The 23,905-nt window shown below is 46.2% G+C and carries 22 protein-coding genes and 1 pseudogene; 20 read left to right on the top strand and 3 right to left on the bottom strand.

Translation table 11 applies throughout. The features are described from left to right. Positions 1-56: 56 nt before the first annotated feature. The 5 genes from nadD to AC1DLI_RS16455 are packed head-to-tail and all read left to right on the top strand — an operon-like array spanning position 57 to position 3,295. Positions 57-668, top strand: a complete 612-nt coding sequence (gene nadD / locus AC1DLI_RS16475) for a nicotinate-nucleotide adenylyltransferase (protein ID WP_477604345.1) — start codon at positions 57-59, stop codon at positions 666-668. Beyond that, entirely contained in the window at positions 658-1,212 is a 555-nt protein-coding gene (yqeK, locus tag AC1DLI_RS16470; protein WP_477604343.1) for a bis(5'-nucleosyl)-tetraphosphatase (symmetrical) YqeK, read from the top strand. Before nadD ends, yqeK begins: the two co-directional genes overlap by 11 nt. Positions 1,213-1,236: 24 nt before the next feature. Continuing rightward, positions 1,237-1,584 (top strand): ribosome silencing factor, encoded by a 348-nt coding sequence (gene rsfS, locus AC1DLI_RS16465; protein WP_477604341.1) that lies wholly within the window; start codon positions 1,237-1,239, stop codon positions 1,582-1,584. Then, positions 1,581-2,528, top strand: a complete 948-nt coding sequence (locus tag AC1DLI_RS16460; protein ID WP_477604339.1) for a CvfB family protein — start codon at positions 1,581-1,583, stop codon at positions 2,526-2,528. Before rsfS ends, AC1DLI_RS16460 begins: the two co-directional genes overlap by 4 nt. After that, positions 2,525-3,295 (top strand): class I SAM-dependent DNA methyltransferase, encoded by a 771-nt coding sequence (locus AC1DLI_RS16455; RefSeq protein ID WP_477604337.1) that lies wholly within the window; start codon positions 2,525-2,527, stop codon positions 3,293-3,295. Before AC1DLI_RS16460 ends, AC1DLI_RS16455 begins: the two co-directional genes overlap by 4 nt. Positions 3,296-3,371: 76 nt before the next feature. Here AC1DLI_RS16455 and AC1DLI_RS16450 read toward each other — a convergent pair whose 3' ends face one another. Further along, on the bottom strand, positions 3,372-4,238 hold the full coding sequence (locus AC1DLI_RS16450; RefSeq protein WP_477604335.1) for an SDR family NAD(P)-dependent oxidoreductase: 867 nt from the start codon (positions 4,236-4,238) through the stop codon (positions 3,372-3,374). Positions 4,239-4,360: 122 nt separating this feature from the next. Here AC1DLI_RS16450 and AC1DLI_RS16445 point away from each other — a divergent pair, with 122 nt between their 5' ends. Then, positions 4,361-4,792 carry a MerR family transcriptional regulator gene (locus tag AC1DLI_RS16445; RefSeq protein WP_477604333.1) on the top strand — a complete coding sequence of 144 codons (432 nt, stop codon included), beginning with the start codon at positions 4,361-4,363 and terminating at the stop codon, positions 4,790-4,792. A gap of 227 nt (positions 4,793-5,019) precedes the next feature. Here AC1DLI_RS16445 and AC1DLI_RS16440 read toward each other — a convergent pair whose 3' ends face one another. Continuing rightward, the gene (locus AC1DLI_RS16440; protein ID WP_477604331.1) at positions 5,020-5,241 is read right to left on the bottom strand and encodes a hypothetical protein; all 222 of its coding nucleotides are present in this window, start codon (positions 5,239-5,241) and stop codon (positions 5,020-5,022) included. 277 nt (positions 5,242-5,518) lie between these two features. On the opposite strand from AC1DLI_RS16440, the gene nrdI reads away from it, so the two are divergent. From nrdI to AC1DLI_RS16415, 5 genes are all read left to right on the top strand, one after another. Next, a complete protein-coding gene (gene nrdI / locus AC1DLI_RS16435; RefSeq protein ID WP_308998475.1) occupies positions 5,519-5,878 on the top strand; it encodes a class Ib ribonucleoside-diphosphate reductase assembly flavoprotein NrdI in 360 nt (119 codons plus the stop codon). Then, positions 5,865-7,949 (top strand): class 1b ribonucleoside-diphosphate reductase subunit alpha, encoded by a 2,085-nt coding sequence (gene nrdE, locus AC1DLI_RS16430; protein WP_477604328.1) that lies wholly within the window; start codon positions 5,865-5,867, stop codon positions 7,947-7,949. The genes nrdI and nrdE overlap by 14 nt, the downstream gene beginning before the upstream one ends. A gap of 46 nt (positions 7,950-7,995) precedes the next feature. Continuing rightward, positions 7,996-8,952: a class 1b ribonucleoside-diphosphate reductase subunit beta gene (gene nrdF / locus AC1DLI_RS16425; RefSeq protein ID WP_477604326.1), complete on the top strand. Its 957-nt coding sequence runs from the start codon at positions 7,996-7,998 to the stop codon at positions 8,950-8,952. A 410-nt stretch (positions 8,953-9,362) separates the two neighbouring features. Next, positions 9,363-11,420 carry a GxGYxYP domain-containing protein gene (locus AC1DLI_RS16420; protein ID WP_477604324.1) on the top strand — a complete coding sequence of 686 codons (2,058 nt, stop codon included), beginning with the start codon at positions 9,363-9,365 and terminating at the stop codon, positions 11,418-11,420. A gap of 347 nt (positions 11,421-11,767) precedes the next feature. Further along, on the top strand, positions 11,768-12,910 hold the full coding sequence (locus AC1DLI_RS16415) for a GntR family transcriptional regulator (RefSeq protein WP_477604322.1): 1,143 nt from the start codon (positions 11,768-11,770) through the stop codon (positions 12,908-12,910). Between the two features lie 45 nt (positions 12,911-12,955). Here the strand turns inward: AC1DLI_RS16415 and AC1DLI_RS16410 are convergent, their stop codons facing one another. Then, positions 12,956-13,222: a hypothetical protein gene (locus AC1DLI_RS16410; protein WP_477604320.1), complete on the bottom strand. Its 267-nt coding sequence runs from the start codon at positions 13,220-13,222 to the stop codon at positions 12,956-12,958. Between the two features lie 205 nt (positions 13,223-13,427). On the opposite strand from AC1DLI_RS16410, the gene AC1DLI_RS16405 reads away from it, so the two are divergent. The 9 genes and pseudogenes from AC1DLI_RS16405 to AC1DLI_RS16365 all read left to right on the top strand — a co-directional run bounded on the left by AC1DLI_RS16405 (position 13,428) and on the right by AC1DLI_RS16365 (position 23,905). Beyond that, on the top strand, positions 13,428-15,161 hold the full coding sequence (locus AC1DLI_RS16405) for a sensor histidine kinase (protein ID WP_477604318.1): 1,734 nt from the start codon (positions 13,428-13,430) through the stop codon (positions 15,159-15,161). Positions 15,162-15,174: 13 nt separating this feature from the next. Beyond that, positions 15,175-16,860 carry a response regulator transcription factor gene (locus AC1DLI_RS16400; protein ID WP_477604316.1) on the top strand — a complete coding sequence of 562 codons (1,686 nt, stop codon included), beginning with the start codon at positions 15,175-15,177 and terminating at the stop codon, positions 16,858-16,860. Between the two features lie 99 nt (positions 16,861-16,959). Next, a complete protein-coding gene (locus tag AC1DLI_RS16395; RefSeq protein WP_477604314.1) occupies positions 16,960-18,675 on the top strand; it encodes an extracellular solute-binding protein in 1,716 nt (571 codons plus the stop codon). A 192-nt stretch (positions 18,676-18,867) separates the two neighbouring features. Continuing rightward, positions 18,868-19,722: an ABC transporter permease gene (locus tag AC1DLI_RS16390; protein ID WP_054028635.1), complete on the top strand. Its 855-nt coding sequence runs from the start codon at positions 18,868-18,870 to the stop codon at positions 19,720-19,722. A 17-nt stretch (positions 19,723-19,739) separates the two neighbouring features. After that, positions 19,740-20,627 carry a carbohydrate ABC transporter permease gene (locus tag AC1DLI_RS16385; protein ID WP_477604312.1) on the top strand — a complete coding sequence of 296 codons (888 nt, stop codon included), beginning with the start codon at positions 19,740-19,742 and terminating at the stop codon, positions 20,625-20,627. 49 nt (positions 20,628-20,676) lie between these two features. Further along, complete coding sequence (locus AC1DLI_RS16380) at positions 20,677-21,936, top strand: Gfo/Idh/MocA family protein (RefSeq protein ID WP_477604310.1); 1,260 nt, start codon at positions 20,677-20,679, stop codon at positions 21,934-21,936. 27 nt (positions 21,937-21,963) lie between these two features. Continuing rightward, positions 21,964-23,070, top strand: a pseudogene (locus tag AC1DLI_RS16375) (alpha-amylase family protein); the annotation flags it as partial. Continuing rightward, positions 23,060-23,263 (top strand): hypothetical protein, encoded by a 204-nt coding sequence (locus AC1DLI_RS16370; RefSeq protein WP_477604308.1) that lies wholly within the window; start codon positions 23,060-23,062, stop codon positions 23,261-23,263. The pseudogene AC1DLI_RS16375 and the gene AC1DLI_RS16370, both read left to right, overlap by 11 nt. 84 nt (positions 23,264-23,347) lie before the next feature. Continuing rightward, positions 23,348-23,905: a DUF4091 domain-containing protein gene (locus AC1DLI_RS16365; protein ID WP_477604306.1), complete on the top strand. Its 558-nt coding sequence runs from the start codon at positions 23,348-23,350 to the stop codon at positions 23,903-23,905.

Genomic DNA, 23,905 nt, shown 5'->3' with positions numbered 1-23,905 from the left:
TTGTCATAAAGGGCATACTAAAACCGCAGTGGCTTTCATAGCTCTGATTCGGCTTGATGCAGGGAGGCGTTCAACGAGTGAGTAAGATAGGTATTATGGGCGGAACCTTCGATCCCATCCATATCGGCCACTTGATCGCGGCGGAAACAGCTCGCGAGCAGTGTGACCTGCATGAGGTATGGTTCATTCCGTCTTACGGTCCTCCGCTCAAAGCAAATGAGCCGGGTGTTAGCGGAGAGCGGCGCTACGAAATGGTTTGCGAAGCCATACGGAGCAATTCGGCATTTCGCGCATTGGATATTGAATTGCTTCGCGGCGGTGTCAGCTACTCCTATGATACGGTTAGGGAGCTGCAGCAAAGAAATCCTTATGACTCTTTCTCCTATATTATCGGTTCAGATCGGATAAATGACTTGCCGCAATGGTATGAAATCGAGCAGCTTGCTTCTCGAATTTCATTTATCGGTCTGGAGCGTCCCGGAGATCCGGTAAATCTTGCTGCTCTGCCTGTTTACTTGCAGGAGCGGATAAACCTCATTCATATGCCTGCAATCGATATTTCTTCTACAGAGATTCGCAGCAGGAGAAACGCCGGGCAAACGGTTCAGTATTTAGTGCCGGATTCGGTGAATAGCTACATGAGGAGGTACAAGCTGTATGAATCGTGAGCAAATGATCGACAAGGTGAAAGCGGAAATGCCGGAGCGAAGATGGCTTCATACGCAAGGAGTCATGGATACCGCGATTCTGCTCGCTGAGCGATTTGGCGAGGACCCCGTACGTGCGGAGCTGGCTGCCATTTTGCATGATGTAGCCAAATACTGGCCGACAGAGCGGATGCAGCAGGTGATTCGTGAGCAATCCTTGCCCGCTGAGCTGCTTTTTTATGATAAAGAGCTGTGGCATGCACCGGTTGGCGCTTGGGTAGCTGAGCATGAATACGGCGTGACGGATGCCGAAGTACTCGATGCCATCCGTTACCATACCTCCGGACGCCGGGGAATGTCGAAGCTGGAGAAGATTGTATGCCTGGCCGATTACATGGAGCCGGGACGCGACTTTCCAGGCGTGGACATCATACGCAAGCTAAGCGAACAGTTTTTGGATAAGGCACTGATTGCGGGATTCAATTCTACGATTACCTTTTTATTGGCAAAGGGAAAACGAATATTTCCGCTAACGGTAGAAGCGAGAAACGGTTTATTGGAATAATAATATTTTATAGGAGGCTGAGCTATGGCGTTACATTCAGATGAATTGCTTCAAATTACGGTCGCAGCAGCAGAAGACAAAAAAGCGGTACGGGTTGTGGCTTTGAATTTAAAAGAGATTTCTTTGGTAGCGGATTATTTCGTTGTTTGCAGCGGTAATTCGGATACGCAGGTCCAAGCAATTGCAACCGAAATCCGCAAGCAAGCAGAGAAAAACGGGAACCGGATTCGCGGTATCGAAGGCATGGATTCTGCTAGATGGGTACTGATCGATATCGGTGATGTGATTGTTCACGTATTCCACCGCGATGAACGTGAATATTACAACATCGAGCGGCTATGGTCCGATGCGAAGGTTGTGGAGTTCGCATGAGTTTTGTAGCCGGTACGACTCAAACGTTAAGGGTGGCACGCGAGGTGTCACCCTACGGGTATTTTTTGAGCGACGGAGAATCGGATGTGCTGATGCATTATACAGAGCTTGTGGGCTCTAAGCCGAAAATCGGCGATGATGTGGAAGCTTTCCTGTTCTATGACTCGGAGGATCGTTTGGCGGCAACCATGAAGAAGCCATTGCTGCAGCTTGGCGAGCTAGCCCGGCTGCGTGTCGCGGACGTTCATCCAAGGCTCGGCTGTTTTCTAGAAATGGGACTCGGCAGACAATTGCTGCTTCCCCTCTCGGAGCTGCCGGAGAGTATCGACTACAGACCTCTCCTTGGAGACGAAGTGTTCGTTGTGATGAAGCATGACAAAATCGGAAGGCTTGTTGCTAAGATCGCATTTGAGGAAGAGCTCTCGGAGCTCGTATTCCATGCGCCTGAGAGCTGGAACAACCAATGGGTTGAGGGCTGGGTAACAAAAACGCTGCAGCTCGGTTCGTTTGTCATGATCGACGGCGGCGTTGTAGGCTTTGGCGTCTACGGCCTAATTCCAAGCGCCGAGCGCATTCGTCCGCTTCGGCTTGGTGAGCGTGTGAGTGCCCGGGTCACCTTTATCCGCGAGGACGGCAGAGTAAATCTGTCGATGGCGCAGCGCAAGGAAGTAGGACGAGTTGAGGATGCAGATCGTATCCTAGCCTTTATGAAAGAACGGCCTGGAGGCGGCATGCCTTACTCTGACGAAACCGATGCTGACATCATTAAACAAAAATTCGGAATCAGCAAAGGCGCATTTAAACGCGCGATAGGTAAGCTGATGCGTGAAAGGCTCGTAACGCAGAAAGGCAGCTGGACATACCTGGCGGAAAATCCGCAAGCTGAGGCGGAGGAGCAGGCAAAAGCTTCGAGTAACGAGGCGGAAGGGACGGATGGGCAATGACACGCTCATACGGACAGTTTGCAACGGTTTATGATCAGCTCATGGAGGACATGCCTTATGCTGACTGGCTTGGCTTCGCCAGGGCCGGCTGGTCGCGTTATGGAATGATGCCAGCGACCGTAGTTGACCTTGGCTGCGGAACAGGGAGTATCTCCATTCCCCTGGCCCGCTCAGGTTTCCATGTCTACGGCATCGACTTGTCATCCGATATGCTTACCGTTGCCCGCAGCAAATGGGATGAGCCGCCTCAGTTAGTGGTAAGGCCACGCTCAGGCTCTATCCGGTGGCTTCAGCAGGATATGCGCGAATGGGAGCTTCAAGAGCCCGTAGACTCGGTTATATCGTTTTGTGATTGTTTGAATTACTTGACCGAGGAAGCCGATGTTGAAGCAGCCTTCCGTGCAACCTACGCGGGCCTCCGCAGCGGCGGAACCTTCCTGTTTGACATGCATCCACAGAAGCAGCTTATTCGTTATGCGGAGGAGCAGCCTTTCGTGCTTGACGAGCGGGATGTCGCGTACATATGGACCTGTGATTTCGAAGAGGAGCGCTGCGAGATCGAGCATCACTTAACGATTTTCTCGCGTGACCAGGATCAGAAATTTTACCGGTTCGAGGAATCGCATGTGCAGCGTGCTTATGATCCGGACTGGATCGAGTCTGCCTTGCGCCGTGCCGGCTTCCAAACGGTTGACCGTTATGCGGATTTCGAACTGTTTCCACCTAACAGCCAGTCGGAGCGTTTGTTCTTTGCGGCTGTCAAATAACGACATACTACTTATAAAAAATCAGGGCAATCCTACAAGGTAATGAACCTTTTAGATTGCCCTTTTTATCGGCTGATTAAATTATTTCAGGGCTCGCGGCTGCGGAAAACTCTTTCTTGTAAATCGAGCTGACTTTCTCTAAAACCTTTCGGCTCTGCTCAATGAATTTCAACTCCGTAACTCGCCCATTCACCAGAAAACTGCCCGACGCGGCTTTATTAGTGAGCATAGCTGCATCATATAATAAAGCCGCGCCTTTACTTGGCTGAGGGAAGAAAAGCTTTATGATCGGTTTCAAATAAAAGGGGATACCCGAACGTTTGCCTTTTCTAATCGTGTTGTTCGCACCTGGATCTACGCTCAAAATCTTTAAGCCCTCGCCAGCGACCTCGGAAGCAATCTCATAGGACCATAAGGAGAGGGCTAGTTTTGAGGCCGCATAGGGGCCGTACAGCTTCGTAAACTCGTTTGGACGCTCCAACGTATCCGGATCAAATTTCTTGCGGAACTTAAACACGTAGGAAGAGGTGTTGATGATGGTCTTCCCTTCTCCCTTCCCTAAAAGCTCCTTCAATTCCATGAATATAACGTAAGGCGCCACGGTTTGCAGATCAAAATGCAGCTCCCGCCCCTGCTTGGTGTAAGAAAGCACATCGCTGCTGCCTCCAGCGTTGTTGAAGAGCAGGTCTATTTTCTCTTCGCCGGCTTTAATCTGTGCCAGTGCGAGCTTCAAGCTCTCGAAATTCGACAGGTCGGCATGATAGGAGCGAAGCTCACCTTTTCTTAATGAGCTTTGAATCAGGGTGTCGTCTTCAGGGAAGCTGGACCGATTCAGTGCGATGACCTGCCAGCCTTCGGCCAGCATTCTGCGGGTCAACTGCAGTCCAATGCCATTGCTTGCTCCAGTAATTAATGCGGTTTGATCTTTTCGTATTATGTTCATAATGAGAGCCTCCTATATAATGTTCATTCCGGATACCGATCCGATGTGATCACTATATAATTTGGAGTCGACTCCAAGATGTATAATTGATTTTCGGAAGCATAAGGGAGGCTGGAGGGCTGATGGGAAGTATAGGGCTGACGATTAAAGAAACATCGGAGCAGGCTGGATTATCTGAGGATACCATTCGTTATTATGAGAAAATAGGACTGCTGCCGCGGGCGGAGCGGAAGGAGAATCGGCATCGCATTTACCGGCCTTCGGATGTCGAAACGATGAAGCTCATTGCTTGTCTGAAAAAAACCGGAATGTCGCTTGACGAGATGAAGCCGTATTTAAACATATCTATTAATGAAGACCTAACGGCATCGCCGGAACTGCATGCGATGATTTTAAACCATAAGAAGAAAATCGAGAATCAAATGGCTTCGTTACAGCAAATTATTACTCTCATTGACACAAGGCTCATGCAGGGGAACTTTGCCGTCGAGGCTTGCGGGATCCCGCAAGATGAAAAACGAATGCCGGAGTCGCCTCAGAAATCGAAAAAGTAAGCCATGCCAATGGCAATGCTCTGCCGCTGCTCGCCAGTCGCTGTTCGACTAGCGGGCTTTTTGATTTCTCCATGAAATATAACAATATCTAGTTTTTTCGCGAAAATTGTCGTTTTTTGAGACTGATTGTAATATTTTATCAGGAGAGTCTCGGTGAACGAGAAGTGCTATCGGAATCTTCGAATCGCATGCTTGTATATTACTAGATCTTGTGTCTCTTAAGCTGATTATTCACGCAGCGCATCTTTCAAACGGCTGTTCATTCCGGCCGCAGCCGATGCTTTTCGCACGGAATCCAGCTTCATTTTCTTTATTTGTTCGGCCATTAGATCATGCTCATTTTCGAGCATTTCGATATAAGAAAGCAGCTCAGGCACCGTATATCCGGCGTCCTTGAACAGTTGTTCGATCGTTTCCCGCATTTGTTCTGCCGGTGTTTTTATGTTCATTGGAACCTCCACAATAGCAATAAAATGTCACTATCCCATCATATCCGCATCTGTTAAAATAGTCGAGTGCGCCAAAAAAATAGATTAATATTTTCTCCATAATTTTCATTGACTACTCCTATATATTGATGTAGAATCAAAAACATCAACTACATATTGATGTGGATTGGTGCTTTCAATGATTACCATCGGTAAACCTTGAACCGGCGCAGCTGACGGATTTGCTAGTCAGAAGCGCTTTTTGATTGCTTGATTTCAGTAGGGGAGCGAACGCGCTATGCTAGTTGTCTATGATTCCAAAACAGGTAATGTCAAGCGTTTCATTAAAAAATTGAATATGCGGGCAGTGCCAATCGATGAGAAGGCAGCAGTGGACGAGCCGTTCGTGCTGGTCACGTATACAACAGGGTTCGGCCAAGTTCCAGAGAAGGTAACTTCGTTTCTGGAGAACAATGCGGACATGCTTCGCGGCGTTTCTGCCAGCGGCAACCGAAACTGGGGAACCGGCTTCGCGAAAAGCGCGGATACGATCTCCCAAAAGTATGATGTCCCCGTAATTTTGAAGTTTGAATTGTCAGGCACGAATCAAGATACGCAACATTTTGTCGAAAGGGTGCGAACCATTGAAGCATATTGAACTGAATAACGAATTGATGCAGCGCGGTGCAGACGGATTTTACCAGCTGGAAAAAGATAAAGAGGCTGTTGCTGCATTTATGGAAGAAGTGGAAGAGAAGAGCGTAAAGTTCGATTCCCTCAAACACAAGCTAGATTACTTAATCGAGAACGATTATTACGATAATGTATATGAAAAATATACACATGAGCAGGTTGAGGCTGTATTTACGTTAACAGCGAACAGCGGCTTTGAATTTCAGTCCTACATGGCAGCATCGAAGTTCTATAAAGACTATGCGATGAAGACCAACAACAAAGCGCAATACTTAGAGCAATACTCCGACCGTGTAGCGATCGTTGCTTTGCACTTAGGCGAAGGCGACGCAGCAAGAGCACTCCGTATCGCTGAAGCGATGATCGATCAACGCTTGCAGCCAGCAACTCCCACCTTCCTGAATGCGGGCAAGAGCCGTCGCGGTGAGATGGTTTCCTGCTTCCTACTTGAAATGGACGACTCGCTTAATTCCATCAACTACGTTTTAGGAACATGCATGCAGCTATCCAAAATTGGCGGCGGCGTTGCCGTCAACCTCTCGAAGCTTCGCGGACGCGGTGAGCCGATTAAAGGCGTAGAAGGTGCTGCAAAAGGCATCATGCCAGTACTTAAGCTAATGGAGGATGCATTCTCTTACGCAGACCAAATGGGTCAGCGCAAAGGCTCAGGAGCTGGTTATTACAACATCTTCGGCTGGGATATCATCGAATTCCTAGATTGCAAAAAAATTAACGCTGATGAGAAGGCGCGTATTAAAACGTTGTCTATCGGTCTCATTATTCCGAATAAATTTTATGAGCTCGCAGCTCAAAACAAACCGCTATTCGTATTTGGTCCGCATTCCGTTCAGAAAGCATACAACAAGCATCTCGATGACATGGATATGGACGAGATGTACGAAGAATTGCTCGCTAATGAACTGGTAACAAAGAAAAAAGTAATGAACACACGCGACATGTTGACAAAAATCGCTTCGATTCAGCTTGAATCAGGCTACCCATACATCATGAACAAATCAAATGCTAACAGCGTTCACGCGCTTAAAGATATCGGATCGATTAAAATGTCCAACCTTTGCACGGAAATTTTCCAGCTGCAGGAGACTTCAGAAATAAAAGATTATGGCTTTGATGATGTTATTCAACGTGATATCAGCTGTAACCTTGCTTCACTAAACATTGTTAATGTTATGGAGCATAAGAAGATAAAAGAGTCCGTACATGTGGGCATCGAAGCATTGACGACTGTCAGCGATTTGTCTAATATCGACAATGCCCCAGGCGTTCGCAAAGCAAACGAGGAGCTTCATTCCGTAGGACTTGGCGCGATGAACTTGAATGGCTATCTAGCGAAAAACAAAATCGCATACGAAAGCGAAGAAGCAAAGGATTTTGCCGGCGTTTTCTTTATGATGATGAACTACTATTCCCTTGAGCAAAGTATGGAAATCGCCAAAGAACGCGGCATTACATTCAAAGATTTCGAACGTTCCGAGTATGCGAAGGGAACCTATTTCACTCGTTATGTAGAGACCGATTACCGTCCAAAAACGGATCGAGTCAAGGAATTGTTCGAGGGTATGGAAATCCCTTCACCTGAGGATTGGGCAGCTCTAAAAGCAAAAGTACAAGAGCACGGTTTATACCATGCGTACCGGCTTGCTATTGCGCCAACACAAAGTATTTCCTATATCCAAAACGCAACATCGAGCGTTATGCCGATTGTCGAGCACATCGAGACACGCACGTATGCGAACTCAACAACCTATTATCCGATGCCGTATTTGGCACAGGAAAACTATTTCTACTACAAATCAGCTTACAATATCGATCAATTCAAGCTGATAGATCTTATTGCTGAAATTGGACAGCACGTAGACCAAGGTATTTCATCGGTGCTGCATGTAAATAGTAATGTGACGACTCGCGAGCTGGCGCGCTTCTATGTTTACGCTGCACAAAAAGGGCTCAAATCGCTCTATTACACAAGAACGAAGCGGCTTTCCGTTGAGGAATGCACGAGCTGTGCCGTTTAAGTTTTATTTTAATTGATGCTTACGTAGCAAAGAAGGAGCTCATCAAATGAAAGCAGTAAACTGGAACCGCCCGGATGACGATTTCACATTAACATTCTGGCAGCAAAATGTAATGCAATTTTGGACGGATGAAGAAATTCCATTGTCGGACGATAAGATGGATTGGATGGAAATGACAGACGCTGAGCGCACACTCTACAAAAACGTGCTCGGCGGTCTTACACTGCTTGATACGATTCAAGGCGGTATCGGCATGCCGAAAATTTTGGAGCATGTAGATGGCTTACAGCGTAAAGCAGTGCTGTCCTTTATGTCGATGATGGAACAAATCCATGCCAAATCGTACAGCAGCATTTTCACGACACTGGCATCAGGCGAAGAGATCGACGAGATCTTCGTATGGGTGGAGAAAAACGAACAGCTGCAGAAGAAAGCGAATTTGATTTCTTCCTGGTATTCGAACATTACGGGCCCGAGAGAGCTTTATAAAGCGATGGCTGCGTCCGTATTCTTGGAAAGCTACCTATTCTACAGCGGCTTCTTCTATCCGCTTTATCTGGCTGGTCAAGGCAAAATGACGAGCAGCGGCGAAATTATCGATTTGATTTTGCGTGACGAGAGTATTCATGGCTTATATGTTGGCGTTCTTGCGCAAGAGCTCTTCCAGACCTTTAGCCCTGAAGAGCAAGCAACGCTTCAAATTGAGATCTATGCGCTCTTAAACGAGCTGTACGAGAACGAGATCATCTACACCGAGCATTTGTATGCTCCCCTCGGCTTAGCTGAGGAGGTCAACGTCTACGTCCGCTACAATGCAAATAAAGCTCTTATGAACCTTGGTATGGAGCCGCATTTCCCTGAAGAGCCTGTGAATCCGATCGTGTTTAACGGAATAAGCACGCATACTAAGCAGCATGATTTCTTCTCCAAAAAAGGAAACGGTTATGTACGTACGATTCACGTTGAGCCACTGAATGATGATGATTTCGTATTTAACTTTTAATAGATTCTAAGCTTCATGTTATGGCTAAGCATCTATAGCCAGAACAAAGAACCTCCCGTACTACAAGCTTACTTGTAGCTGCGGGGGGTTCTTTGTCTGTCTTGTTAAAGAGAGAAGCTATTAGGAGAATGGGGGGCTACTCAGCCCGTGAGAACATCAGCTGCAACCCCTCGGAAATGCTTTCCAATAAATAGGAAGCAATAACTAATTCAGTTAAAAGAGCCTGCAACGGGAGGATCATATTCATGTCATAGCATAAGAACTTTTGTCGAAGTGGTTGTAATAATATTATGAATATAATAAATATATATAAGCGAGGACTTGAAGGAACGCTGCCGGGTAAAGGAGGGAAAGAGTTATGGCATGCACCACGAATATCCTCCAAAAAACAATCTAACCGAGGTGTAATCATGTTACGTAAACTTACTGTTATCGGACTTGCTGTCGTCTGCACGTTGTCCATGTCTTTAAGTGCAGCCGCTGCCGAATCCAAAGAGAAGTTGCCAACGAATACGATTTCTTGGCCAGAAAAGCAAGCGCTTCCAAGTTTCTCGAAGATTAAGCAGCTGGATGTGGCGGATATTTATGATGCGCCTGGCGACATAAAAATTCTGATGGCGTCCTTGCAAGGTATCGTAAATCGCGCCGAGCCCCGCATCTATTTACTTGAGAACAAAGAGGAAGGGGCATTCACTTGGCTGAATGACTTAGATGTTACTTACAAGGTCAGGGACGACTATTGGCAGATCGTCCGTACTTACAAGAAGGAAATCAACGGAATCATTATATACGATCCCAAAGTACCGGACTCCGTTAACGTAGCAACGACGTTGGCCGGCTTGAAAAATGCTGTAGTAGCAAGTCCTGAGCTCGCGCAGAAGCTGCAAGCAGCACCATTCAGCTTGAAAGTATTGGACGATCTTCAAGGGAAATTCAAGGATAGACTTGATGCTTACACATGGCAGTATGAGAATCTATGGAGTCAGACGACGCATCGGATGCTCGTAGGACTTAATCCGGAATCTTCAATCAAGCTTCCGGAAAACCAAGCGGACTTGTTCAAGGTTATTGACGAGGATAAAACACAGGAACGAGACGGTAAAAATAGAAAAGTATATGATCTTGACCTCAGTTCGAGTCTCGGTAAAACGGATGTTTTTCTCCGTTTTGACGATGCGTTTACGCAGGACGGCTGGGGAGCTGCTGTGCATCAGGTTACGATTAAAGCTGACGGGAAGACGATCGCGGAGTTTATTCCGGGTACGCCGGAAGAGGAGCCTTTCTTATACGATCGGCAGAGCTCGCAGGTATCTGCAGGTAACGGAGGACATCGATTCGCCGACAACGGCCGTTACTTTATCTACAAATTCACGCCGCCTGCCGGTACGAAGCAGTTGACGGCTTCTGTGGACATGTGGAATCAATATAAAGTGTCAGTTGGTAACGTACAACCAGTGTCCTCTGAACAGAAAGAGCCGTACGGCTACCTGCGCGATTATGCGGTAGCGAACAAAGCGATGGTTTTCTGGCTGGATTCCAACGTGCCGAAAGAAAAGGAACTTTTCCAGAAGATTCTCTCAGGCGTAAAGCCGGGCACGCCTTATCTAGGCTGGTTCAGCAATGATACGGACGGAGAATTCAGCGGCGTCGAGATTACTTCTAATTATGGTGTCTATGTGCTGGCGGCCGATTGGTTCAGTAACCTGACAGTATTCTCCGGTACCAAGGCGAATGCAGTTAAGGCCAAAACAGTGAACACACCTAAGCTTGAGAACAAAATTTATGTAACGTATACATTCAGCGAAGGCGACAACTTCCAATATAATCAACATAGAATGCGCATCCTATGGGATGATCCGAGCCGAGGTAAGGTTCCGCTGAACTGGACCTCCAGTCCGCTGCTCTACGATGGTGCGCCTGTGATGTTGAATTATTACCGGGAGACCGCTACGGATAACGACCTGCTTATCGCAGGACCGTCCGGCGCCGGATACTTCTATCCGAATGCATGGCCTGCAAAATCATTTGCTGACTTCTTGAAGCAGTCCAATTCGTATATGGAGAAGACTGGCATGACGATACCTTACGTTTTGAACCGTATCAACAGTCAGAACATACCGCTCAGCGATGCTCATGCTGCTGCCTATATCAAGGAGTATAAGCCTTCGGGGATGTTCCTAAGCTGGGAAGATCGTCATGGCGTAGAGATTGTAGGCGGAAAGCTTCCTGTCTCGACTATTCAAGGCATAAGCACGGTGAAAGACGGTGAGAAGATTCTTGCTGATGCCAAGGCGAAATGGGACGGGAAGTCGCCGTTGTTCATCTCCTTGGGGCTGCTTGCTTGGAGCATGACGCCTTCAGACATCGCTGAGCTGCAAGCGTCGCTCGGACCTGAGTACAAAGCGGTTCGCGCAGATCAGTATTTCTCATTGATTCGCAGTGCAAACGGGCTGCCAGCTAAGCCTTAATAGAGCTTGCACGATTGAATAGAAGAGGACGCCGTTTGTATCGGTTGTCCTCTCTATTTTTAATATATAAGAATTTATATGTTTTCACATATAAATGTGCTTATATATCTCCGCGAAACGACTACTTTTGCCACAGAGGACGGCGACAGCCGTTTGCGCTTGTACAACACTCCTTTTAGCGAAGGAGCATGAAGAACTTTAGGCTCGTATGCCGAAGAAATATAAGGTAAACCAATGCCCGAAAAACGTTTTCGGGCATAATTTGTTTTCGAACTCTCTTGAAAAAAAGAGAACAAACATATATTATATATAACATAACAAATATACAGAATTTTTGGTGAATAAACATGAAAAATGAGAGAATGCCGCTGTATCAGCAAATTCAGGATTATATTAAAGAGCTCATTCAGTCCTCGGGGCTGAAGCAAGGTGATCGGATTCCGACCGAGAAGGAACTCATGGAGCTTTTTAATGTGAGTAAAATTACGGTCGTCAATGCCTTGGCAGGGTTATCGAATGAAGGCTCGATCACCCGCGTTCCAGGAAGAGGCAGTTTCGTAAATAAAGCGAAGATGGAGACGCCCGATACCGGACGCCCGGCAAGCCATCTGCATGAGCAGCGGGAAAGCAGCTTTAGGGAAAAAATAATAGGCATCGTGATGCCGACGATTGAAGATTATTTCTCGATACGTTTGATTGACGGGATGCAGAAAGCTCTGCTTGAAAAAGGATATCGATCTGTGATTCAGTTGTCCGGAGGACAGCTGGATAAAGAAAAAGAAGCCATAAAGTTGTTTATGGACTTTGGTGTCGAAGGTCTGCTCATTTTCCCGGTTGACGAAGGGCAGTATAACGAAGAAATTTTAAGCATGAAGTTCAGTGGATTTCCGTTTGTGCTAATCGACCGCTTCTTGCCTGGCGTGGAGACGGATTACATTGCATCGGACGGCCGAATCGGCGCGCAGCTTGCTGTAGATTATCTATGGGAGCTGGGTCACCGTGAAATCGCCATATGCTCCGATTCTCCTCTTCAGACGGTAACGGTTCAAGAGCGAATAGACGGATATATGAACGCTCTTAAAAATAAAGGAGCGCTAATTAATCCCGCGCACATTATTACCGAATTCAGCTTGAGAACATCGGATGATGTTAAAGCTCATCCTTTGTTCAGATATGTGAAAAACCGGATGGCTACCGCCTATATTACTTTAAACGGCAGGCTTGGCGCTTATATTCATCAAATGGCTGAGATGGCAGGGCTTAATGTGCCGCTGGACTTGTCGATCATTACGTTTGATGATTCGACTGCAATCATGGAAGGCGTCACCAACTTCACCCACATAAAGCAGTTCGAGCATGAAATCGGATTTAAAGCGGCAGAGCTGCTGCTTAACCGCATAAACGCCGATGGGGAGCCTAAGGGGAAATACAACAAAATATTAATAAAACCAGAGTTGATTACCCGTCATACGACAAGTGAATGTAAATAAGAAGATAAGCAAGAAAAGACTGTTTGGTCTGTGAACTGGACCCCGTCAGGTAGAAAGTAAATAATAAAAGCCCGTTAAGCGGCCTTGGTCATGAGTTCCACTGGACTGAGGCCGTTTAATTTTGCCTTTAAGCGCTTCCTGATACTGAGACACCCCTTCATATCCATATCCCTCATAACGACGACTCGACTTTTCCAAGGTTGTTTTGTTTGAGCTGTATTCAGCAGCTGCAGCCTTAATGACAATTTGTCCCCTCTTTATTTCATCAAGGATCGCAAGCTTCTCTAGTGCGCTATACTGTTCTTTTGACATGAACAAGCTCCTCTCACACGCAGGTCTTATTATTTAACCTGTCTACTAAATGGGGCATATCACGGTCCAGATAGCCCGGTTTCTATTAACCAATGTTAGAGGTCGAAAAAGAAGGATATTTTACTTAATGAGTCGTAAATGATACAAAACAACCTAACTACCTCTGGGCAAAACTGCGATTATCTCAATTGAAAGGAGCCGAGCTTTGAAGAAACTAAACATGCTGTCCCATTTGCACGTATATCAGAAGGTAATCATCGTTTTTATGGTGATGATGCTTCCAGTTTATCTGATTAATCTATGGATGAATATGTCGGGGCTCTCGCTTATGAAACAGGGGTATGCCAATTCAAGCTTGTCAAATGTCACTTTTTATTCCAGCCAGTTGGATGATCAAATTGCTTTTGTCCGCAAACAGCAGCTGCATCTTTTGAATGACTCCGATTTACAAAAGTTAAGTTTTCTTGGCGAACAGCTTAATGAATTTGAAGATTTTCAATTAGTGAATCGAATCGTTGAACGGCTGGTCACGATTCAAGACTCTAGCGATTTCCTCGTTAACGTAGGAGCATATGTGAAATCCCTCGGCAGAACGATATCAACGCAGAGCGGTGTCGAGAAGACCGAAGGAAATTCGGAATTTTCCATTATATCGAGCTATAGTAGCCAGCAGCCTGCACAGCCATTCTATTTCGATGATGAAAAAATGCTCTTTATCGAATCCAGAAACAACGGCAATATCATAGTGTATATGGAGCTCTCCATCCCGAAACTTAAGGAGACGCTTTTAAAGCTTGTTGAGCACTCTCAGGATTCTGGCGCTTTGCTGGCAGATGAAAAGCTCGATAACGTTATATCGGTGAAAGCTAAAGATCCGGTAATGGGATTTATTAAAGCAACTAAAGCGCTTAATGAACCTGAACAAACAATGGACTTTACTATGGTTAAGGTTGAGAGTCAAAACTATATGATCACCAGTACGGATATTCGAGCCCTTGGATTGACGTTATACACTTATATGAATGAGAGCGAAGTGATCAAACCGCTCAAAAACTTCAACTTCTGGTTAATCCTCTTTTCCTTCGTATCGATAGCAATCGTTATCATGTTTTCCTTTTCAGTAAATTTGATGATCCACAGGCCTATAAAAAAGCTAATCCAAGCGTTTAAAAAATTAGAGACAGACAACCTGATCGTCTCCCTTCGGAACCAGCAGCACGATAATGAATTTGGTTATTTGTACCGTAATTTTGACCAGATGGTCGATAAGCTGAGGCAATCGATCAATGAAAATTATGAGCAAAAAATCGCTCTCCAGCAATCCGAGCTGAAGCAGCTGCAGTCGCAGATCAATCCTCATTTTCTGTATAACAGTTTTTTTAACCTCTATATGATTTGCCGGAGCGGTGATATGGATAGCTCTGCGACATTAGCACAAAAGCTTGGAGGCTATTACCAATTCATAACGCGCAGCGGGAAGGATTCGGTACATTTCGTAGAGGAGTATCAACATGCGCTTGACTACTGTGAAATTCAAAGCATCCGCTTCTCCAATCGGATAAATGTGGAAGCGACTGAGCTGCCCGAGGCCGCTAAATCGATTGAGGTTCCTCGTTTGATCGTCCAGCCGCTTGTAGAAAATGCCTTTGAACACGCATTCGAAAATGGGATGCGTCGTGGGAACGTAAGACTGGAAACGACTTTTCAGGATAACCATTTGTCCATTGTTGTGGAGGACGATGGCAGCGCAATCACGGAAGATTCGCTTTTTGAACTTCGAAAAAAACTAAATATTGCCTCATCTATCCCTGAAAAAACGGGACTGATTAACGTTAGCCGAAGGATTCAGCTTCAATTCGGGGAACGAAGCGGTGTTTTTGTTTCCCGCAGTACATTGGGCGGATTAAAAGCAGAGATCAGCATTTACTTTGACATTTAAGGAGATGGGATAGATGTATCGATTATTGATTGTTGACGACGAGCCTTCCATTGTAGACGGATTGCTGCAGCATTTTCAGGAAAATGTAGAATGGGAGCTCGACATATGCAAAGCGTATTCGGCGCTCGAGGCGTTGGAAATTGCAAAAAAAACAAAGATCGATCTGCTTATAAGCGATATCCGGATGCCTGGTAAAAGCGGGCTGCAGCTTGTCGATGATGTATTGTTTTATTGGCCTTCCTGCAGGGTTATTCTGTTAACCGGACATAGTGAGTTTGATTATGCATATAAAGCGATTCAGAAAAATGTGGACAGCTATATTCTGAAAATGGAAGGAATGGAGGTTATTCATCAAACGGTAAGCACAGCGATTAACAAGCTTGATGAGGAACACCGTAATCGGAATCTGCTTGAGAGGGCCAGCTTGAAGCTAACGGTGGCAGAGCCTTTATTAAAAAAAGAATTTTTTGAAGCGCTGCTGACAGGGGATAATGCCGTAAATGTTTGGCGCAGCGAATGGTATGAGGGGCTTTCTCTGCGAATCGAGCTTGGAAGGCCATTAATGATTATTGCGGGAAAAGTGGATCTATGGGAAGAAAAAACTACTTACATGAAAAAAATGGAACTCTTTTATTCTATTCAGAGCCTATTTGCTGAGCATCTGCCTTTGCAAATCAAAGCGGAAACAGTCATCCATGACCGCAGTGAGCTTGTGTGGTTTGTACAGCCTGACGCGGCTGCCGATAAATTTAACGAAGAAAGCGGCGCAACGGACTGGCAGGCGCTGGTCTTTTATTTGAAAGGGATGCTGGAGCCGATACAAAACAGCTGCCGCAATGAACTCAGAATTCCGATATCGTTTGTCGTTGGTAAGAGAGCCGTCGAATGGGATGGAATTGGACAAACGTTTGATTTGATAAAAGCGGCCTTCAAGCAACGAGCCGTATTCGGACCGGTAATGGCAATCATCGATCTCGACAAGTCCGACGAATGGTTCAAGGGGGAAACAAGAAAGTCCGCTGTACCTCCAGCGGTTGAATTCAATAAAAAACTTAAGGTGTTAGAAAAATTTCTTGATGAAGGAGACGAGAAGGAAGCGTACTCGTTAACCTCCGAATTGGTTGAAAGGTTAAAGAAGGAGATAAATCCTAACTATATAGTCGGGATGGAGCGGTATTATAAGCTTCTTCTAGTCTATCTGTCTGCATTAAACAGCATGGATTGCTACGATAAATCGTTCCATGACATCGGGGTAGCAAGTATTTCGGTTATGGAGCCGGCAGCGGAATGGGAGACAATCGAAAAGCAGTTGAACCGATTATGCGTATTGATCTGCCATATAAAAAAAGAGCAGGTGGAGAAAAGCGAGAATCAGATTGTGGAGAGGATTCACCGTTTCGTGACCGAAAATTTAGGAAATGATCTATCGCTTGCCCGCATTGCGGAAGTTGTTTATTTCAATCCATCCTATCTTTCCCGCTTTTATAAGCAGCTGACCAGACGTAATTTATCTGATTTCATCAATGAAACGAAAGCTGAAGCGGCGATGGACATGCTTATGCACACGCAGTTGAAGGTGAATGAAATCGCCCTTAAGCTGGGGTTTGAGTCGCCTTCTTATTTCACATCCTTTTTCCGAAAAATGACTGGATCTACGCCTCAGGAGTATAGAGAGACTGCTATCATAAAAAGTAAATAGAACAGAAGCATGTAAAGATCTTATTATTGTTCCGAAGTAATGGCCGGGATATGATGAACTTGTAAAGAAAACGGACACGAATTAAAGGGGAGGAATAACATGAGGAGAAAGTTTGCTAGCTATGCACTCATCGTTTCAACCATTTTTACTTTTGTGGTTTTGCCTGCATGCAGCAATGGGGAGACTGCAAACAACACTACCACAGAACCGCCAGCAGGTGATACTCAAACGAATGAGGTAGAAAATTTTGATCCACTAGGCAAATATGATGAGCCTGTAACCGTTACCCAGGTCCTTTCATACCGCCCCCCTGAGGATGCCGACGCCCTGCCTGGCGTCAAGCCTGAAACTAGCGGGTTTGTCAAGGATTTAAAAGAAATGCTGAACATTGATCTTAAGTATTTATGGTCTGTCCCTCAAGACCAATTTGATCAGAAGTTTAGCTTGTCGATTGCGTCAGGTGATCTGCCCGATGTCATGCAGGTAGATTTGACAACGTTTGAGAAATTCCGGGAGCAGGGCATTTTGGCTGACCTGACTGATGCTTATGAAAATTATGCGTCGCCGGCATTGAAGAAAATCATCGAGAAGGACGATCGTTTTGCGTTGAATTCCCTTACCTTCGACGGCAAATTGCTGGGCGTTACGGGAAGCGGAACGGGTGGGACACAAATCGTATGGATTCGCAAAGACTGGCTTGACAACCTTAAGCTGCAGCCTCCTGCTACATTGGAAGAACTGGAAAAGGTAGCAGAGGCGTTCGTTAAAGATGATCCAAACCTCAATGGCAAAGATGATACTTACGGCGTCATACTAAACAAAAATATTTTTGGCTGGGGGTTTGATGCCAAAGGGTTGTTCTACAGCCACGGTTCCTATCCGAATGCCTGGTTAAAGAATTCTGACGGCAAACTTGTATCTGGCAATATTCAGCCAGAAACAAAAAAAGCGCTATCAACTCTGCAATCATGGTACGGGAAAGGGATTTTGAATAAAGAGTTCATGCTTGCGGATGAAGACAAGATCAGTGAAGATATCGTGGTCGGCAAAGTAGGGATTTCATTTGGAGAATGGTGGTATCCGAACTGGCCGCTTAACCTGAACAAGGATAACGATCCGAAAGCAGACTGGATTCCGCTGCAGCTGCCATCCTTTGAAGGCAAACCGGGTAAGACTTTGAATCAAAGATCTATTAACAGCATTTTGGTCGTCAATAAAAAAGCGAAGCATCCGGAAGCGGCGATCAAGATGGCCAATTACTTCCTTGAGACGAATAAACCCAAGTATACAGATAAAAAAAGTGATGATTATAAAGGACCATCCAACGGATACATTTATAATTGGTACACACCTAGATTTTATTATCCTGGCGTATTTGATCTGATAATGGAAACAGTCAGCGCAGCCGTGGAAGCGGGCCAGGAGACACTTAATCTGCCTGAAGATTTCCCGAGCGCAGGCGAAGCGCAGGCCGTTTTCGAGAACGCGAAGAAATACGCTGCAGATCCGACAGACAACGCCGCCTGGGGGATGTGGTTTAGCCGAGGAGCCAGAGACGGTGGAATCGGTTTCTCCAAGAAGATTGTTGACGATGGAATGGTCGTATGGGACGAGTATTTCGGACCTCCTACACCAACAATGATCGAACGGCGTTCATCGCTAGACAAGATGAGGGATGAAACGTTCATGAAGATTATCGTAGGCTCCGCTCCTATTTCCGATTTCGATAAATACGTCGAGGACTGGAAGAAGCTGGGCGGAGACGACATTACCGCCGAAGTGAATAAATGGTATACCGAAAACGCGAATAAATAAAGGCATGGTCCATCGGAAGGGCAAGGGAGGGGAAGCTATGCACAGCATCGTTCCCCTTCTTTTTTATTCTAACATTCTATTAAAAATCGGAGGGCTCCTGATGTGAAGCAAACGAAAACGAACATCGGAAATGTATCATTGACACTGCCTCAGAATCGCTGGAAATTGAAAAGGGTACTCCCTTTGCATCTTATGCTTATCCCCGGCGTTATTGTAACGCTGATCTATGCTTACGGACCGATGTTAGGGATCGTGATGGCATTTCAGAAGTTTCAACCGGCGCTCGGTTTTTTTAAATCCAAATGGATTGGTTTTAAAAATTTCAGTTATGTATTTAACTTGCCTGATTTTAATCAGGTACTGTGGAATACCACTTTCATTTCCTTATTAAAAATTATTTTCGGCTTGGCTGTTCCGTTGATTTTGGCCTTATTGCTGAACGAGGTTGCGAAAAACTGGTTCAAGCGGATGATTCAGACGAGCATTTTTTTGCCTTTCTTTCTTTCTTGGGCCGTGCTAGGCGGAATTATGATCGAGCTATTTTCGCTCAGCGGTCCTGTTAATGGCCTGCTGTCTTTCTTCGGCGTTGATCCGATTATGTTTATGGCGAGCAACAATTGGTTTGTTTCCATCATCATCGCATCCGACGTTTGGAAGGGTATGGGATACAACTTGATCATATTCCTGGCTGCCATTGTCAGCATTAACGTTAATCTCTATGAGGCTGCCGAGGTTGACGGAGCAGGCAGATGGAAACAGATGCTGCACATTACGCTGCCGGGAATGTCTACGATTATTATCCTGATTTGCACGTTGAGCTTGGGAGGCGTRCTGAATGCAGGATTCGATCAAATCTTGATTCTGTATAATCCGATCGTGTATGAGAAAGCCGATGTAATAGATACCTTTGTGTACCGACTTGGCTTGTTCGATCATCAATATGCGCCGGCTGCGGCTATTGGATTGTTCAAATCCGCTATTTCGGTCGTTTTGGTATCGCTGTCTTACTACCTCGCATACAGATTCAGCAACTATAGAATATTCTAGAAGGCGGGTGGAACCTATTGCATTTCTATAAGCAGTCTGCCGGGAGACAAATCTTCAATATTGTTAACCTATGTTTTCTGACATTTATAACGTTTTTGTGCGTTGTTCCTTTCATCCATCTGCTAGCCGTATCGTTAAGCTCAAACGCGGCCGCATCAGCCGGCTCGGTAAAACTGTGGCCTATCGGATTTACGCTTGAAGCGTACGGTTTTCTCGGGCAGAAGCCTGAGTTTCTCCGTTCGCTTGGGATAACGCTGCAGCGGGTCGTCCTCGGAACGGCGATTAATATGTTTCTTGTTTTTATTACCGCGTATCCGCTTTCGAAGACATTTGAGCAATTCCGTCATAGAGTCGTCTATGTTTGGTTTTTTGCGATAACGATGTTTTTTGGCGGTGGTCTCATTCCGACTTATATCGTCGTCAAAGAGACTGGCTTGATGAACAGCATTTGGGCACTTATTATTCCCGGTGCGCTTAGCGTATGGAATGCCGTATTGATGCTTAATTTCTTCAGGGGAATTCCGAGAGAGATGGAAGAGGCCGCTTTGATCGACGGCGCCGGCCACTGGTCTATCCTATGGAAAGTGTATTTGCCCGTGTCGCTTCCGTCCATTGCAACAATCGGCCTGTTTACGCTGGTTGGGCATTGGAACTCCTGGTTTGACGGTATATTGTACATGAATTCACCGGATAATTATCCGCTGCAAACCTATCTTTCAACGTTGGTAACGTCCATTAATATTAAGATGATTACGACCGAGGATCTGTCGATGCTGCAAAATTTAAGCGAAAGAACGCTCAGGACGGCGCAAATATTTCTAGGCGCACTTCCGATCATGCTGGTTTATCCTTTCCTGCAGCAATACTTTGTTAAGGGAATGACCATCGGCAGTGTTAAAGAATAAGAGAGCGTGAAGGATATTTCGCGCCGCTTTAGAGAGGAAGGGAATCATTATGAAACAGATTACCGTTGCGTTAATTGGTGCTGGATTGCGAGGCGGGGTTTATACGGGCTATGCGCTGAACAATCCGCTGGATATGAAAGTGGTTGCTGTAGCAGAACCAGATGCGCAGCGCCGGTTAAGTCTGCAGAAGGATCACGGCATTGATAATGAGATGTGTTTTGAGAAGTGGGAGGAGCTGCTGGACGCGGAGGTGAGTGCGGATGCGGTCCTGATCTGCACACAAGATAAAATGCACTTCGAACCGACAATGCAGGCTTTGGAATCCGGATATCATGTACTGCTTGAAAAGCCGATGTCCGCCAGCTTCGAAGAATGCATTCAAATGCAAGAACAGGCGGAAAAGCACAATCGCGTGCTTACAATCTGCCATGTGCTCCGCTATACGCGTTTCTTTCAAACGCTTAAGAGTTTGCTGGATGAAGGCAAGATCGGGTGCCTTATGTCTATTCAGCATAATGAAAATGTAGGCTATTGGCACCAAGCGCACAGCTTTGTAAGGGGAAACTGGCGTAATGAAAGGGAATCGAGTCCGATGATTCTTGCTAAGTCTTGCCATGACATGGATATTTTGCTTTGGTTGGCAGGAGCGGATTGCAGCAGTCTTAATTCCTACGGGGCATTATCCCATTTCAAAGCCGAGCAAGCTCCTGAGGGAGCGCCGCTGCGCTGTCTTGACGGATGTCCGGCTGCCGATACATGTGCTTATTATGCGCCAAAGGTTTATCTGACCAATCAACCGGGATGGATGGATATGGCAATCAGTAATGATCTCAGCTATGAAGCACGCTATCAAGCGCTTCTTACGGGGCCATACGGCCGTTGTGTGTACCATTGCGATAACGATGTGGTGGATCATCAAGTAGTCAGTATGGAGTTTGATAATGAAGTAACCGCTGTATTTACGATGACGGCTTTTACGGAAGAATGCGACAGGACGATCAAGCTGATGGGCACCAAAGGCGAAATCCGGGGCTCAATGGAGAAAAACGAGATTGAAATCCGGTATTTCGGCACCGGTCGAAGAGAGCTCATCACGTTTACCGAGCAGGGCGGACATGTGGGACATGGAGGAGGCGATTACGGATTGATACGTGATTTTGTTAATGTCATCCGTAAAAACGGCAGCCAAGATACGTTAACGTCGGCCGCCAAATCGGTGGAAAGCCACATGATGGCATTTGCCGCAGAACGCTCACGAAAGGAAAAACGTGTTGTTCGATTGGATGAGTTCATTAAAGTGCGTGTGTAAAGCTGAATAAAGGCAGGCGAAGGATCGATGCGATTTCGACAGGTTCATCTTGATTTCCATACGTCCGAAGCGATCTCGGGCATAGGTGCTGACTTTTCCAAACATCAATTTCAGAACATGCTGAAGCAAGGGCATGTGGACTCCATTACCCTCTTCTCGAAGTGTCACCACGGCTGGGCTTATCACCCGTCCGACGCAAACGAAATGCATCCGGAACTGAAATTCGATCTCCTTGGCGTAATGATCGAAGCAGCACATGAAATCGGTGTGAAGACACCGGCGTACCTCTCTGCAGGTTTGGATGAAAAGCTGGCGAGACGCCGGGTCGGATGGCTGAGCCGCGACAAAGAAGACCAGACATTAAGTTTTATGGAACCCGGTTATCATGGTTTTTGTATGAACACGCCCTACTTGGACGTGCTAGTCAGCCAAGTGGAAGAAGTAGTACGAAATTATGATGTCGACGGGATCTTTCTCGATATTGTCGGGGTTCAGATGTGCTATTGTCAGCATTGTGTAGCGGCCCTTCGGAAACAGGGACGGGATCCGCGGGATGATGAAGCGGTGAAAGCTTTGGGCGAAAGGGTATACGCGATTTATACGAACAGAATCAAGGAAGCTGTTCAAGCGATTAAGCCTGGGATGAACATATTCCACAATGGCGGTCATATCAGGCGCGGAAGGCGCGATTTGGCAAAAAAGAATACCCATCTTGAGCTGGAATCCTTGCCGACCGGTGGCTGGGGTTACGATCATTTCCCGTTGTCCGCGCGGTATTCACAGACGATCGGCATGCCTTTTCTTGGCATGACTGGAAAGTTTCATACAACATGGGGGGAATTCGGCGGCTACAAGCATCCAAACGCACTAAGGTACGAGACAGCGCTCAGCATCGCCAATGGAGCGGGGTGCTCCATCGGGGATCAGCTTCACCCGAGAGGATTAATGGATGAAGCGACTTATCGGTTGATCGGTGCCGCTTACAGCGAAGTGGAGGCGAAGGAAGAATGGTGTTCAGACGTTCAAAGTGTCGCTGATGTCGCTCTTTTGTCACTGGAAGCGATCTCATTTGCCTCTGGAAGCCGTAACCGCAAGGGAAATTTCTCTGCCGATCCGGACGCCGGTGCGACGAGGTAAAAATACCGAAGTTATTGAAGATATCGTCCCGATTTATGATGTAGAGGTCGAATTGAGGCTGCCTGAATGCGCGAAGCGAGTATACCTTGCGCCTCAATCGATACCGCTTGCCTTCGAACAGCGGGATAAAATTTTGAAATATACGGTGCCCAAAGTCGATTGCCATCAGATGATCGTCATTGAGCTTTAGGCTTGCTGCTGGGAAGCAAAAGAGGATATGACATCCGGCAAGGAGGTCTAACATGAGCGAAAACGCAATTCGGCTTGAAACAAGATGTTTGAGTTCGCTGTTAAACAGCCTGTGAGCGCGAGCAATCACTTGGAACCCTTTCTTAGTCGCGATGTGAAGGATTTGTGGACCTATTATTGCTGCGTACAGGAAGTTTCTAATCGTTTTCTCGCCTTCCCATCATTCCGCAACCGGATCCTTGGCATGCAGCTGTATAAATTCAACCTAAAAGGATTTTTGCACTGGGGATATAACTTTTGGTATTCGCAATATTCCATCAATAAATTAAACGCTTATCAATTAACCGATGTTGACGGTGCTTTTACTTCCGGAGATGCTTTCCTTGTCTATCCAGGGGAGGTCGGGCCGAATGAGTCCATCCGCATGGAAGTTTTATATGAAGCACTGCAAGACCTGAGGGCCGCCTGTGAGCTTCTGGAAAGGTTCATTGGAAGGGAAAGTGTGTTGGAGCTGTTGGAGAGGGGCCTCAATCATCCATTCACCTTTAGTCAATATCCAAAGAGCAGCAGTTGGTTGTTGGAGAAAAGAATGGAAGTCAACCGGCTTATTAAGGGGTTCAACATTCTGAATGAAAGCGAGTGA

It is taken from the genome of Paenibacillus sp. 01T443, assembly GCF_056398325.1.
This window is presented reverse-complemented; position numbering and strand designations above follow the sequence as displayed.